The organism is Phytohabitans maris (genome assembly GCF_031085175.1).
Taxonomy (GTDB): domain Bacteria; phylum Actinomycetota; class Actinomycetes; order Mycobacteriales; family Micromonosporaceae; genus Phytohabitans; species Phytohabitans maris.
In genome coordinates this window covers 1-14,491 of record NZ_JAVHUY010000001.1, presented here as the reverse complement: position 1 = coordinate 14,491, position 14,491 = coordinate 1, and the positions used below count along the sequence as shown (strand labels likewise).

9 protein-coding genes are annotated in these 14,491 nt (G+C 71.5%); 4 read left to right on the top strand and 5 right to left on the bottom strand.

Translation table 11 applies throughout. The features are described from left to right. Positions 1 to 116: 116 nt before the first annotated feature. Together RB614_RS00045 and RB614_RS00040 are read right to left on the bottom strand one after the other, a co-directional pair. Positions 117 to 854 carry a TIGR03936 family radical SAM-associated protein gene (locus RB614_RS00045; protein WP_308710186.1) on the bottom strand — a complete coding sequence of 246 codons (738 nt, stop codon included), beginning with the start codon at positions 852 to 854 and terminating at the stop codon, positions 117 to 119. 77 nt (positions 855 to 931) lie between these two features. After that, positions 932 to 2,866 (bottom strand): TIGR03960 family B12-binding radical SAM protein, encoded by a 1,935-nt coding sequence (locus RB614_RS00040; RefSeq protein ID WP_308710185.1) that lies wholly within the window; start codon positions 2,864 to 2,866, stop codon positions 932 to 934. 123 nt (positions 2,867 to 2,989) lie between these two features. On the opposite strand from RB614_RS00040, the gene RB614_RS00035 reads away from it, so the two are divergent. Beyond that, on the top strand, positions 2,990 to 4,159 hold the full coding sequence (locus tag RB614_RS00035) for a hypothetical protein (RefSeq protein ID WP_308710184.1): 1,170 nt from the start codon (positions 2,990 to 2,992) through the stop codon (positions 4,157 to 4,159). A 77-nt stretch (positions 4,160 to 4,236) separates the two neighbouring features. Next, entirely contained in the window at positions 4,237 to 5,685 is a 1,449-nt protein-coding gene (locus RB614_RS00030) for a cryptochrome/photolyase family protein (protein ID WP_308710183.1), read from the top strand. Positions 5,686 to 5,733: 48 nt separating this feature from the next. Here RB614_RS00030 and ileS read toward each other — a convergent pair whose 3' ends face one another. The 3 genes from ileS to ndk all read right to left on the bottom strand — a co-directional run bounded on the left by ileS (position 5,734) and on the right by ndk (position 11,103). Continuing rightward, positions 5,734 to 8,886 carry an isoleucine--tRNA ligase gene (gene ileS, locus RB614_RS00025; RefSeq protein WP_308710182.1) on the bottom strand — a complete coding sequence of 1,051 codons (3,153 nt, stop codon included), beginning with the start codon at positions 8,884 to 8,886 and terminating at the stop codon, positions 5,734 to 5,736. A 225-nt stretch (positions 8,887 to 9,111) separates the two neighbouring features. Next, entirely contained in the window at positions 9,112 to 10,632 is a 1,521-nt protein-coding gene (locus RB614_RS00020; protein WP_308710181.1) for an alkaline phosphatase D family protein, read from the bottom strand. A gap of 45 nt (positions 10,633 to 10,677) precedes the next feature. Continuing rightward, positions 10,678 to 11,103 carry a nucleoside-diphosphate kinase gene (gene ndk, locus RB614_RS00015; RefSeq protein ID WP_308710180.1) on the bottom strand — a complete coding sequence of 142 codons (426 nt, stop codon included), beginning with the start codon at positions 11,101 to 11,103 and terminating at the stop codon, positions 10,678 to 10,680. 105 nt (positions 11,104 to 11,208) lie between these two features. Here ndk and RB614_RS00010 point away from each other — a divergent pair, with 105 nt between their 5' ends. Both RB614_RS00010 and RB614_RS00005 read left to right on the top strand, forming a co-directional pair. Beyond that, a complete protein-coding gene (locus RB614_RS00010; RefSeq protein ID WP_308710179.1) occupies positions 11,209 to 12,483 on the top strand; it encodes a VOC family protein in 1,275 nt (424 codons plus the stop codon). Between the two features lie 304 nt (positions 12,484 to 12,787). Continuing rightward, positions 12,788 to 14,470, top strand: coding sequence for an IS1182 family transposase (locus RB614_RS00005; protein WP_308710178.1), 1,683 nt, complete (start codon positions 12,788 to 12,790; stop codon positions 14,468 to 14,470). The last annotated feature ends 21 nt before the right edge of the window (positions 14,471 to 14,491 follow it).

Here is a 14,491-nt window from a genome sequence, read left to right as displayed (position 1 = left end):
GCGGCCCCGGGCGCGGGTGAGCGCTGCCACGCAGGGTCGCCGCAAAGTGTTTCCGGCGGCCAGCCCGCCCGGGCGAGCCACCGAAGTCTGCCTGCTGAGCGCTGGCCGGAGACCGGCTAGCGTTCACCGATGGGTGTCTCGTCGCGATCCGCCTCCAACGGATCGACGATCGCCCCCTGCGCGGTCAGCGTGCCCTGCGCCAGCCGGGTCGCCCGAGGGGGCACCGGCGGCTCCAGGTCGGCCACCACGCGGAGGCCGGCAAGAACGTCATCGGGCCGTACGGACGGGGTGACCTGCCGTACGACTAGGTCGAGTATCGCACACGGTATGCCCGTGACCTCGCTAGGTGCCGCAGACTCCGAGATCACAGAGATGGCGGCCACTGCGCCGCGCGTGTCGAACGTACGCCGGCCCTGCTTCGTGAGGCGCTCCACGAGCACCTCCCCGGCGGCCGTGAACGCGGCCACCGCCTGCCCCAGCGTGTCGGGTTTCACTCCGGGAAGCTCGATCCGCCACGCGGACGCGTCGATCCGGTCGGCCAGGCTCGTACCGGGCCGCGCCTCGACCGCCTCCACGACGTCCAGCCCGGGCGAGAGGGCCGCGTCGAGCGAGGCGCGGACGGCCACCGGGTCGGCGGTCGCCTGGAGGCCGATCTCCAGGTACTCCGCCTCGCTGGCCACGCCCGTGGGCGCCGCCGAGGCGTACGAGATCTTGGGGTGTGGGGTGAAGCCCTGCGAGAAGGCGATCGGCACTCCGGCCCGGCGTACCGCCCGCTCGAAGGCGCGGGCGAAGTCGCGGTGCGAGGTGAACCGGAGCGGGCCCCGCTTGGCGTACCGGATCCGGATCCGCTGCACGACCGGTGCCTGACCCCCTTCCGGCTGTGGTTTCCTGCTGATCGTGTGGCTCCCGTCGGGTCAGCGCTGCTCGTGGGTCAGCGCGCGGAGGTGACCGGCGTCAGTGGCAGCAGCTTGCGGCCGGTGGGGCCGATCTGGATCTCGGTGTCCATCGCGGGGCACACGCCGCAGTCGAAGCACGGGGTCCAGCGGCAGTCGTCCTGCTCGTACTCGGAGAGCGAGTCCTGCCAGTCCTGCCAGAGCCAGTCCTTGTCGAGGCCGGAGTCGAGGTGGTCCCAGGGCAGCACCTCGGTCTCGTCCCGCTCGCGGGTCGTGTACCAGTCGAGGTCGACGCCGAACCCCGGCAGCACAGCGGCGGCCGCGTCGACCCACCGCTGGTACGAGAAGTGCTCACTCCACCCGTCGAAGCGGCCGCCCTCCTCCCAGACCCGGCGGATCACCGCGCCGACCCGGCGGTCACCCCGGGAGAGCAGCCCTTCGATCAGCGATGGCTCACCGTCGTGGTACCGGAAGCCGATCGCCCGGCCCAGCGACCGGTCCGAGTTGATCTCGGCCTTGAGCTTGCGCAGCCGGTCGTCGATCACCTCGGGCGAGCACATCGAGGCCCACTGGAACGGCGTGTGCGGCTTGGGCACGAACCCGCCGATCGACACCGTGCAGCGGATGTCCTTGGAGCCGGTGGCCGCCCGCCCGGCCCGGATGACCTCGTGCGCGAGGCGGGCGATCTGCAGCACGTCCTCGTCGGTCTCGGTGGGCAGGCCGCACATGAAGTAGAGCTTCACCTGGCGCCAGCCGTTGCTGTACGCCGTGACGACGGTGCGGATGAGGTCTTCCTCCGACACCATCTTGTTGATCACCTTGCGGATCCGCTCCGAGCCACCCTCCGGCGCGAACGTCAGGCCGGTGCGCCGCCCGTTGCGGGACAGCTCCTGGGCCAGCGTGATGTTGAACGCGTCGACCCGGGTCGAGGGGAGCGAGAGCGAGACGTTCGTGCCCTGGTACTGGTCGGCGAGGCCGGAGCAGATGTCGCCGATCTCGGAGTGGTCGGCCGAGGAGAGCGAGAGGAGCCCCACCTCGGAAAAGCCGGAGAACTCCAGCCCCTCCTTGACCATCTGCCCCACCGTCGTGATCGACCGCTCCCGCACCGGCCGGGTGATCATGCCGGCCTGGCAGAAGCGGCAGCCGCGCGTGCAGCCCCGGAAGATCTCCACCGCGTACCGCTCGTGCACGGTCTCGGCGAGCGGGACCAGCGGCCGCTTCGGGTACGGCCACTCGTCGAGGTTCATGGTCGTGCGCTTGTGCACCCGGAACGGCACGTCAGCGCGGTTGGGCACGACCCGCTGGATCCGGCCGTCGGGCAGGTAGTCGACGTCGTAGAAGCGCGGCACGTACACGCTCTCGGTGCGGGCCAGCCGCAGCAGCAGCTCGTCGCGGCCGCCGGGGGAGCCCTCGGCCTTCCACGCCCGGACGATCCCGGTGATCTCCAGGACGGCTTCCTCGCCGTCACCGAGCACCGCCGCGTCGACGAAGTCGGCGATCGGCTCCGGGTTGAACGCCGCGTGCCCGCCCGCCACGACCACCGGGTGGTCCGTCGTGCGGTCCCGCGCCTCCAGCGGGATGCCGGCCAGGTCGAGCGCGGTGAGCAGGTTGGTGTAGCCGAGCTCGGTCGCGAACGAGACGCCGAGCAGGTCGAACGCCCCCACCGGCCGGTGCGCGTCGACCGTGAACTGCGGCACGCCGTGCTCGCGCATCAGCCGCTCGAGGTCGGGCCAGACCGCGTACGTCCGCTCGGCCAGCACGTCGGGCAGCTCGTTGAGCACCTCGTACAGGATCTGGACGCCCTGGTTGGGCAGGCCCACCTCGTACGCGTCCGGGTACATCAGCGCCCACCGCACGGTCGCCGAGTCCCAGTCTTTGACGACCGCGCCCAGCTCGCCGCCGACGTACTGGATCGGCTTGCTGATGCGCGGCAGCAACTGCTCCAGCTGCGGAAAGACGGACGGGACGCTCACGAAACCTCCAGGGTGGTGTCCAATCGCCCAGAATACGCGGCGGGTTCGCCCGGACGCTGGGCTGGTGCGGCGGTACTAGCCTCGGAGGAGTCACGAGGCGCTGTGGAGGGAGTGCACGGGAAGATGCCGGGACCGGATCCCGACCCCACCCGACCGGAGCCCCGGGAGGACGAGCCGACGGCCGTGACCCCGCCCGCCGACGACGACGGCGTGAGCGGCCTCAAGCCCACGAAGAAGGAGCCGCCGCGCTGGTCCGGCTCCGCGGCCGTGCCGCCGCCCCCGGAGAAGAAGCGCAAGCGCTGGCTCGCCACCGTCCACGACCTCGAAGCCCCCGGGCTGGCCCCCTCGCCGCCGCCGCGGGATCCGACCATGCAGCTGCCGGACGAGGAGCGCCGGGCGTACGAGAGTGGCGCGCCGGTGGACCCCTGGGCCGACGCCGACCCGCTCGACCAGCCGTACCCGCAGACCCTGCTGGATGTGCCGCACGCGCCGCCACCGGCGCTCCCGCCCGCACCACCACCGCCGCCACCGGCCCTGCCGCCACCCCCGGCCCGGCGGCCGGCCGCGGCGCCGCCTCCCCCACCTCCGCCGCCCGCAAACCTCCCGGCCCGGCAGGCACTGCCCGACGTGCGCAAGCCGCCCAAGAAGCAGAAGTCGCGCAAGGGTCCGCCGCCACCGCCGCCACAGGCACCGCCGCCGGGCTGGCGGCCACCACAGGGGTACGTGCCGGTCCCGGTGCGGCGGCGCCGGCGCAAGTGGCCGTGGGTGTTCCTCTTCCTGACGCTGGCCTGCTGCTGCGGCTGCCCGGCCTACTTCGGCAAGCCGATGTGGGAGCAGTACCCCGCCTCGGCCTCGCTGCCGGCCGAGGTCTCCGACCTGAGCCTGCGCGACGACGCGGCCAGCCGGCGCGTGGTAACGCAGATGGAGACCGACCTGCGCGGCAGCCACGTGCTCGCCGAGGACACGTTCGCCGGGGTGTACTCGGACGGCGCCGGCAAGCGGGTGACGCTCTTCGGCACCACCGGGTTTCGCTTCTCGCCCGAGTCCGACCTGGAGAAGGAGATCAACCGGCTCTCCAGCCGGTACGCGCTGCGGCAGGTGGAGTCGATCGACACCGGCACCCGCGGCGAGTACCTGCGCTGCGGCGTGGGCAAGGACGGCCAGGCCGCGGTGGCCGTGTGCGGGTGGGCCGACCACGGGAGCCTGGCCACCGGCGTCTTCACCCGCCGCTCGGTCGACGACAGTGCCGCCCTCCTGGAGCGGCTCCGCGGAACCATCGTCAGTCGCGGATAGTAGCGGATCGCGCACAGAAGGAAATAACTCGAGGTACTGGATGGCGACAACCAGGCAGTCCGAGGCAGAATCTGGACATGCGGCGATGGCTCTTCGCTGACCAGCTGGGGCCGCACTTCCTCGACGGGGCGCACCAGCCGGTGTTGTTGATCGAGTCAAAGGCGGTCTTCCGTCGCCGCGCCTTCCATCGGCAGAAGGCCCACCTCATCCTCTCCGCGATCCGGCACCGCGCCGCTGAGCTGGGCGAGCGCGCCCTGCACCTCAAGACCGAGACCTACCGCGAGGGCCTCCGGCAGTACGGCGAGGTGGTCGAGGTCTGCCACCCGACCTCCCGGCGGGCCCGCGACTTCGTCCGCGCCCAGGAAAAGGTGACGGTGCTCCCGGCGCGCGGCTTCGTCACCAGCCAGGAAGACTTCGCCGCGTGGGCCGACGGCCGGCGCGGCGCGGCCCGGCTCGACGACTTCTACCGCCACGCGCGGCAGGCGCACGGCGTGCTCATGGACGGCGGCGAGCCGGCCGGCGGCCGCTGGCAGGTCCGGGTCTCCGACGGGCAGCGCCCGCCCCGGCTGCCACCCCCGCCCACGCCGGTGGAAGACGACATCGACGCCGAGGTCCGCGACGACCTCGACCGGTGGACCGCGGAGGGCATCGAGTTCATCGGGCGCGACGGCCCGCGCCAGTTTCCGGCCAGCCGGGCCGAGGCGCTCGACCGGCAGCAGCACTTCCTCGTGCACCGGCTGCCGCACTTCGGCCGCGCCGACGAGATGCTCGCCGGCGACCCCTGGCTCGGCCACAGTGGACTGTCCACGTCGTTCAACCTGGGGCTGCTCGAGCCGCTGCCGGCCGTGCGCCAGGCCGAGGAGGAGTTTCGGGCCGGGCACGCGCCGCTCGCCAGCGTGGAGCGGTTCGCCCGACAGGTGATCGGCTGGCGCGACTATCTCTGGCACCTGTACTGGTACCTAGACGCCGGCTACCCCGCCGGCTCACGCGCGCCGGGCCGCGGCTCGATCCCCGAGTGGTTCGCCACGCTCGACGCCGACTCGGTGCACGCCCGCTGCCTCGAAAGCGCCCTCGCGGCGGTGCGCGACCGCGGCTGGGCCCACCACGCCGTACGGCAGGCCGTGCTCGGCAACTACGCCGTCCAGCGCGGCTGGCGCCCGACCGACATGGTCGACTGGTTTCAGCGCGCCTTCGTCGACGGCCAGGAGTGGGCGATGATCGGCAACGTGGTCGGCATGGCCCGCCACGCCGAGCTCGGCTCGGTCACCACCGAGGCGTTCGCGGTGAGCGGCACCCACGTCAACCGCACGAGCGACTTCTGCGGCGGCTGCCGCTACGACCCCAAGCGGCGGGTGGGGCCCAACGCCTGCCCGTTCACCGGCGGCTACTGGGCCTACCTCCACCGCACCCGGGAGCGGCTGCACGGCAATGTGCGGATGACCCGGGCCCTGAAGCAGCTCGCCCACATCCCCGACCTCCGCGAGATCGTCACCCAGGAGCAGGCCCGCGGCGACACCGCTCCCTAGCGCGACGTCTTCCGGTCCGCCCGCGCGGGCGGACCGGAAGTGCACCACTCAGACGCGGGCCACCGCGACCGTCACCCGCTCGCCGTCGCCGACCTCGCCCTCGAAGCCGGCCGCCGACGGGTCGAACGCCAACTCGGTCGCGAGCACCTCGGCGGCCACGAAGTCGCGGTGTGCCCGCACCGCCGCCACCACATCGGGCGCGGCGCCGAGCGTGACGGTCACCCGGTCGGTCACGTCGAGCTGGGCGTCACGGCGGGCCTGCTGCACGACGCGGACCACGTCGCGGGCCAGCCCCTCCGCCGCCAGCGCGGGCGTGACGGTGCTGTCGAGCACGACCACGCCCTCGCCGCCGGGCAGGGGGGCGGAGTGTTGGGCATCGGCCGCGACCAGCTTGAGCTCGTACTCGCCGTCCCGCAGGGCCACGCCGGCGGCGACCGGGCGGCCGTCGACAAGCGTCCACTCGCCCGCCTTGACCGCCTTGATCACCTGCTGCACCGCGCCGCCCACCCGCGGGCCGAGCGCCCGGGGTACCACGGTCAGCACCTGCTCGCAGTAGGCGGACAGCTCGTCGGTGAAGACCACCGACTTGACGTTGACCTCGTCGGCGACCAGGTCGGCGAAGGGGCGCAGCTCGGCAGCGGCCGGCGTCGCCACGGTCAGCTCGGCCAGCGGCAGCCGTACCCGTAGGCCGCGCGCCTTGCGCAGGGACAGCGCCGCCGAGGTGACCCCGCGTACGGCGTCCATCGCGGCGACCAGCTCGTGGTCGGCGGGGAAGCGCCCCTCGTCCGGCCAGTCGGTCAGGTGCACCGAGCGGCCGCCGGTGAGCCCGCGCCAGATCTCCTCGGCGGTCAGCGGTGCCAGCGGCGCCACCACCCGGCTGAGCGTCTCCAGCACCGTGTACAGCGTGTCGAACGCGTCCCGGTCGCCGCTCCAGAACCGGTCCCGCGACCGCCGCACGTACCAGTTCGTCAGCGCGTCCAGATAGGAGCGCACCGACGCGCAGGCACCGGAGATGTCGTACTCGTCCATCTGCCGCCGCACCGTGGAGACGAGCTCGCCGGTCTTCGCCAGCACGTACCGGTCGAGCAGGTGCCCGCTGTCCGTCCGCCACGCGGCATCGTGCGACGAGGCGTTGGCGTACAGCGAGAAGAAGTACCAGACGTTCCACAGTGGAAGCAGCACCTGCCGTACGGCGTCCCGGATCGCGCTCTCGGTCACCGGCATGTCCCCGCCGCGCAGCACCGGCGACGACATCAGCATCCAGCGCATGGCGTCGGAGCCGTGCGAGTTGAAGACGCCGTACACGTCCGGGTAGTTGCGCAGGCTCTTGGACATCTTCCGCCCGTCTTCGCCGAGCAGGATGCCGTGGCTCAGGCAGTTGCGGAACGCCGGCCGGTCGAACAGCGCGGTCGCCAGCACGTGCATGGTGTAGAACCAGCCCCGCGTCTGCCCGATGTACTCGACGATGAAGTCGCCCGGGTAGTGGTGCTCGAACCACTCGCGATTCTCAAATGGATAGTGCACCTGGGCGAACGGCATCGAGCCGGACTCGAACCAGCAGTCCAGCACCTCCGGCACCCGCCGCATCACCGACCTGCCGGTCGGGTCGTCGGGGTTCGGCCGCACCAGGTCGTCGATGCCGGGCCGGTGCAGGTCGGTCACCTTGACGCCGAAGTCCGCCTCCAGCTCGGCGAGCGAACCGTAGACGTCGACCCGCGGGTACGCCGGGTCGTCCGACTTCCACACCGGGATCGGCGAGCCCCAGAAGCGGTTGCGGGAGATCGACCAGTCCCGGGCGCCGGCCAGCCACTTGCCGAACGAGCCGTCCTTGACGTGCGCCGGCGTCCAGTTGATCTGCTGGTTGAGCTCGACCATCCGGTCGCGAAACCGGGTCACCGCCACGAACCAGGACGACACCGCCTTGTACACCAGTGGGGTGTCGCAGCGCCAGCAGTGCGGGTACGAGTGGGTGTAGGTCTCCTGCCGCACCACGACGCCCCGCTCGCGCAGCTCCCGCGAGATCGGCTTGTTGGTGTCGAAGACCTGCTCCCCCTGGTACGGCGGGACCAGGGCGGTGAACCGGGTGTGCTCGTCGACGGTGACGACGGTCGGGATGCCGGCCGCGTTGCACGCGTTCTGGTCGTCCTCGCCGAACGCGGGCGCCATGTGCACGACCCCGGTGCCGTCCTCGGTCGAGACGAAGTCGGCGCCCAGCACCTGAAACGCGTTCGGCGTGTCGGCGAGGAAGTCGAAGAGCGGTGTGTACCGCCGCCCGACCAGCTCGGCCCCGCGCACCACACCGACCTGGGTGAGGTGCCCCAGCTCCTTCTCGTACGCCGCGAGCCGCGCCGCGCCGATCACGTACCGCTGCCCGGCCGCGTCGGCGAGCACCGCGTACTCGATGTCGGGGCCCACCGCAAGCGCCAGGTTGGACGGCAGCGTCCACGGCGTGGTCGTCCAGACCGCGACCTTCTCCCCACTGTCCAATGTGAACCACACGGTGAGCGACGGGTCCTGCCGGTCGCGGTAGACGTCGTCCATCCGGGTTTCCGTGTTGGACAGCGGCGTCTCGCACCGCCAGCAGTACGCCAGCACCCGGAAGCCCTCGTAGACCAGGCCCTTGTCGTGCAGGGTCTTGAACGCCCACATGACGCTTTCCATGTAGTCCAGGTCGAGCGTCTTGTAGTCGTTGGCGAAGTCGACCCAGCGCGCCTGGCGGGTGACGTACCGCTCCCAGTCCTGGGTGTACGTCAGCACCGACGTGCGGCACACGTCGTTGAAGCGGGCCACGCCGAGGTCGAGGATCTCGGCCTTGGTGGAGATGCCGAGCTGCTTCTCCGCTTCCACCTCGGCGGGCAGGCCGTGGGTGTCCCAGCCGAAGCGCCGCTCCACCCGCCGGCCGAGCATCGTCTGGTAGCGCGGCACGACGTCCTTCACGTACCCGGTGAAGAGGTGCCCGTAGTGCGGCAGCCCGTTGGCGAAGGGCGGGCCGTCGTAGAAGACATATTCACTGTCGGCGCTCGCGCCGAAATCGGAAGGCCCGGCCCCGTTCTCCTTATTGCCGCCGGAGGCGGCAGGACGGGCGTCCACCGACGCCTGGAAGGTCTTGTCCGCCGCCCAGTGGTCGAGCACGCGACGCTCGACCGCGGGCAGGTCGGGGCTCGCCGGTACGCCGGCCGTCGGGTCGGTCTTGGGGTACACCGTCTGTCTCCTCGCAGCTCACAGTCTCGACACTGCGAGGACGAGCCGGACACGGCCCGCGGTACCACCCCGCTTGGCGCCCTCCCGGGAGAGGTCGCCCGCTCGTTGGCCGGCTGTGACGGGCCGGACCCGTCCGGTTCTACTGGGGCTGACGCCTTTTCTTCCGGAGGCTCACCGGTGATGGCCGGGTCAACGCCTTTACGACCGTCAAGCGTACCCGACGCCCTACGGCGTCAGCGTCACATTAAACAGCGAGGCCCCCTCCGCGTCCCGCAGGTCCACCCGGAAGGCGCCGGTCTCGCCGTCGATCGCGACCTCGCCGAAGTGCTGGAAGCCCTCGGCGGGTGACGTGTTCGCCGCCGGCGGCGCGTGCACGAAGACGGCGCGCGGGCCGAACGTGCCGTCCAGCGCGTTCGGCCCGAAGGCGCCCGCGTGCGCCGGACCCGACACGAACTCCCAGAACGGGGTGAAGTCCGCCACCGCGGCCCGCGCCGGGTCGTAGTGGTGGGCGGCCGTGTAGTGCACGTCCGCCGTCAGAAACACGATCCCCTTCACACCGGCCCGGTGCGCCGCGCCCAGGACCTGTGCGAACTCCATCTCGCGCCCCTTCGGCCCGCCGGCGTCGCCCTGCGCGACCCCCTCCTGCGCGGCCGCGCCGTCCGGCACCACCAGGCCGAGCGGCAGGTCGGCGGCGATCACCTTCCAGGTCGCCCGGGAGTGCTTCAGCTCGCGGATCAGCCAGGCCCGCTGCTCGTCGCCGAGCAGGCCGCGGCGCGGGTCGGCGTACGTGTTGCCGTCGTTCACGTCCTTGTACGTCCGCATGTCCAGCACGAACAGGTCCAGCCGCGGCCCGTACGACAGCTTGCGGTAGATCCGGCCGCCACCGGTCGGGAGCCACTCGTGGAACGCCTGGCGGGCCCGGGCGGCCAGCACGTCCACCCGCCGCTCGGTGTAGCGGGCGTCGTCCAGCACCTCGCCCGGGTACCAGTTGTTGGTCACCTCGTGGTCGTCCCACTGGTTCACCTGGGGCACCTCGGCGGCGAACGCGCGCAGGTGCCCGTCCAGCAGGTTGTACGCGAACTGCCCCCGGTACTCGGCGAGCGTCTCGGCCACCTTCGCCTTCTCCGGCGTGACGAGGTTGCGCCAGACCCGCCCGTCCGGCAGCGTCACGGTCTCGCTCAGCGGGCCGTCCGCGTACACGGTGTCGCCACTGCACAGGAAGAAGTCCGGCCGGGCCGCCCGCATCGCCCGGAAGATCTTCATCCCGCCGAGGTCGGGCGCGATGCCCCAGCCCTGGCCGGCGATGTCACCGGTCCAGACGAACCGCACGCCGCCCTTGCGCGGCGCGGTGCGCAGCGACCCCACCAGCGGCTCGCTCCGCAGTCCGTGGCGGTCGAGGCTCTCCGCGCGTACCCGATAATGCAACCGCTCCCCCGCGGGGAGGCCGCGCAGGCGCAGCTTGCCGGTGAAATCGGTGTCCGGGCCGAGCAGCGGCCCGCGCAGGACGCGGGCGCCGCGGAAGTCGGGGCGGCGGCTGACCTCGACGAGCATCCGGGACGTGCGGTCCGCGCGCGTCCACACCACCGCGGCGTCCGCGGTGGCCTCGCCGCTCTGCACGCCGTGGGTGAGCAGCGGCCGGCCGCTCGGCCGGAGTGGAGTGGCCGCGGCAGGAGATCCGAGCAGGGGTACGGCGGCGAGTCCGGCCCCGGTCGCCAGCCCGCCGCGCAGCAGTGTCCGTCGATCCATGTGCCCTGCCTATCGGCCGGACATGACGGCAACCCAACCGGCGGGTTACGGCAGATCGGGGAACCAGAGCGCGATCTCCCGCTTGGCGCTGTCCGGCGAGTCGGAGGCGTGCACCAGGTTTTCCCGGTTGGAGAGGGAGAGGTCGCCGCGGATCGTACCGGCGGCGGCCTTGCGCCCGTCGGTGGCGCCGACCAGCGTGCGCACCACCTCGATCGCCTGGTCGCCGGAGAGGACCGCGGCCACCAGCGGACCCCCGGTCATGAACTCCTTCAGCGGCGGATAGAACGCCTTGTCGACGTGCTCGGCGTAGTGCTGGTCGGCCAGCGCGGCGTCCATGCCGCGCAGCACCAGCGCCTCGATCGCCAGCCCCTTGCGCTCGAACCGGCCGAGGATCTCGCCGAGCAGCCCTCGCCGGAGGGCGTCCGGCTTGATCAGGACCAACGTGCGCTCGGCCGGGGTGCTCGTGGACACGCTTCCTCCAGTGCCAGGGACGGACGTACGGCCCCAAGGGTATCGGGCTTCCCATCGGTGGCCCGGCCGGCCTAGCCTGGCGGGTAACCCCGAGGGAGGTCCACTGTGGCTGACGCTCGTCGGAGGCCGATCGCACCGGTCCGCAAGCTCGTCGCCGCGGTGCTGGGCACGTTCGCCGTGTTCGTGATGCTCTTCGGCGCCGGCATGCAGAGCTGGGCGATCGTGGCGGTCGGCCTGGCGGTGCTGGTGCTGGCGATCAGCATGGTGCTGGTCAACACGATCCGTGGCGGCGCCCGCGCGTGGGTGGCCGGCACGGCGCATGTGATGACCGCCACCGAGCCGCCCGCCTCGTCCACGTACGGCCGGTGCGAGCTGCAGATCGTCATCGACGCCCCCGGCCTGCCCGCTGCGTCGATCAAGGTGCGGGAGTCGCGGGTACCGGTCGCCAAGTGGCCCCTGCCCGGCGTCACCCTGCCGATCATGGTGGCCGTCGACGACCTGCGCCACGTGCGGATCCTCTGGGACGAGGCGCTCACCCACACCGAGGCCGCCGCGAGGCTGGAGCCCGAGCAGGACTACCTCCCCGAGTCCGACGACATCCTCTTCGAGGAGGACGAGCCGCCGTGGTCGCGCCGCGGCCCGGACGAGCCGGTCACCGCCGACCTCACCGACGACCTGGGCGGCGGCATCCGCGACGAACCGGTCGTGGTGCACCAGCCGACGCCCGGCGGGCCGATCGTGCTGGAGGGCATCGTCGTGGAGCCGCCCTCCGGCGGCGAGGCGCGCTCGGTCCCGCTCCCCCGGCGCGCCCGCTCCAACCAGGACAAGGGCAACGGCAACGGCGCGGCGGCCACCGCGGTCGCCGACCCGGCCTCGGCCCCGGAGTCCTCCGAGCCGCTGGACCCCACGCCGGCGGAAGACGACGTGTTCGACGACTTCACGCCGTACCCCAGCGCCCACCCCGGCCCGAGCGGCTCCATCCACGGCGTGGGCGTGACGGTGCTGGTCACCGACCTGGCCCGGTCGATCGAGTTCTACCGCGACATGCTCGGCTTCTACGAGATCGACGGCGGCGACGGCAACGCGGTACTCGCCTCCGGCGACACCCGCCTCGTGCTCCGCGCCATCACCGACCTCTCCCCGGCCGGCCCCCGCACCGTCCACCTCAACCTCGAGGTCGGTGACATCACCGCCACCCACGAGGAGCTCAAGGCGAAGGGCGTCAAGTTCACGTACGGCCCGCGCCCGGTCAACAAGGGCGCAAAGCTGGAGCTCTGGGCGGCCGCCTTCAAAGACCCCGACGGCCACGGCATCGCGATCACCCAGTGGCGCAACCGCGCCGAGGAGGCCGACGAGCAGGCCGTCGACGACGGCGCCTAGAAAGCGCGATCTTTGGGCTACCGCGACGTCCGCGGTGGTCCAGACCGTTGCGCGGGGCCCCGGGGAAACGCGGAGCGTTTTCTTGGGATACGTTCCCCCGGCCTCCCTCACCCTCCACGTTTTACAACCCCCCGCCAGGCGCGGTGCGCGATCACCGTGCCGCCCATCCCTTGATCGACGCGATGAGATCAGCCCCAGGCGGAGATCGTGGTATCCAACTGCCCCTGGAGGACTCTGCTGGCGAATTTGTGGCGTGTCTGCGGGTGTTGATCTTGGTGCTGGTCCAGGATGCGGGTTTGGTCTGGTGTCGATTGTGGATGGTGGCGTGGTGTCGCTGCGGCCTGGTGAGGATCGTGGGGTTCCGGAGCAGACCGCGCGGCTGGCTCGGGCTGCGTTCCGGCGGGGGAATGTGTACCTGCGGATGCGTGATGAGCTGCGGGTTCGTTTTGATGATCGCGAGTTTGGGGAGTTGTTCGCGGTGCGGGGTCGGCCCGGGCTGTCGCCGGCGCGGCTGGCGTTGGTGTCGGTGTTGCAGTTCATGGAGAACCTGACCGATCGGCAGGCTGCTGACATGGTCCGGGGCCGGATCGACTGGAAGTACCTGCTCGGTCTGGAGTTGGACGATGCCGGGTTCGACGCCTCGGTGTTGAGTGAGTTCCGGTCCCGGCTGGTCGATGCGGACGCCGCCGAACGGTTGATCTTCGATCGGGTGTTGGGCATCCTGCGCGAGGCGGGCATGTTGGGCGGGGCCCGTCGTCAGCGCAGCGACTCGACGCATGTGCTGGCCGCGGTCCGGTCGTTGAACCGCCTGGAACTGGTTGGTGAGACGCTGCGGGCGGCGTTGGAGGCCCTCGCGGGGGTGGCCGGGCCGTGGTTGGCGGGCTGGGTGCCGACCGATTGGTATGAGCGGTACGGGCCCCGGATCGACCAGTGGCGGCTACCCAAGAGCGAGACCGAACGTGTCACCCTCACACAAACCATCGCCGAGGATGGATACACGCTGGCCGGAGCGTTGTCCCGGCCGGACGCGCCTGCCTGGGCGGCGGAACTGTCGGCCGTGCAGACCCTACGGACCGTGTGGATCCAGCAGTTCTACCGCGACGAGCGCGGGGCGCGGCTGCGTGAGCCGAAGGAGGACGGGTTAGCCCCCGCCGCCGACAGGATCGTCTCTGCGTATGACACCGACGCCCGGTACGGGATGAAACGCGGGCACGGTTGGGAGGGTTACAAGGTCCACCTCTGCGAGACCTGCACCGACGACCACCCGCACCTGATCACCGCCGTGCTGACCACCGCCGCCACCGTCTGCGACGTGCAGGTCACCGACCAGATCCACCAAGCCCAGGCGGCCCGGGACCTGACCCCGGACGAACATCTGGTCGACGCCGGCTACATCGACGCCGAACTACTCATCACCGCCCGCCGTAACCACGGCATCACCCTGACCGGCCCGGTCCTGCCCGACGCCTCCTGGCAAGCCCACACCGACGGCGGCCACACCCTGCCCACCTTCACCATCGACTGGGACCAGCAGCAGGCCACCTGCCCAGCCGGCGCCACCAGCATCAGCTGGAAACAACACCCCAGCCAACCCGGCAAGACCACCGTGCTGTTCTCCCGCACCGACTGCATGCCCTGCCCCGACCGGCCCAAATGCACCCGCAACACCTCAGGGGCGCGCAGCATCAGCCTCGCCCCCCGCGAACAACAACAAGCCCTCACCCAAGCCCGCACCGACCAACAAACCACCACCTGGCAGCGCCGCTACGCCACCCGCGCCGGCGTCGAAGGCACCATCTCCCAAGCCGTCCGCGCCTACCGACTACGCCGAACCCGCTACACCGGACAACCCAAAACCCACCTAAACAGCCTCCTCACCGCCACCGCCATCAACATCGCCCGCGCCGACGCCTGGATCACCGGCCACCCACTCCACCCAACCCGCCACAGCCGCTTCGCCCAACTCCAATACGACCTCGCCGCCTAACACCAATTCGCCAGCAGAGTC

What these genes read in the sequence shown, in the direction of transcription:
- RB614_RS00020 (WP_308710181.1), bottom strand. Translation starts at nt 10,632, where the DNA reads ATGGATCGACGGACACTGCTGCGCGGCGGGCTGGCGACCGGGGCCGGA.
- RB614_RS00035 (WP_308710184.1), top strand. Translation starts at nt 2,990, where the DNA reads ATGCCGGGACCGGATCCCGACCCCACCCGACCGGAGCCCCGGGAGGAC.
- RB614_RS00030 (WP_308710183.1), top strand. Translation starts at nt 4,237, where the DNA reads ATGCGGCGATGGCTCTTCGCTGACCAGCTGGGGCCGCACTTCCTCGAC.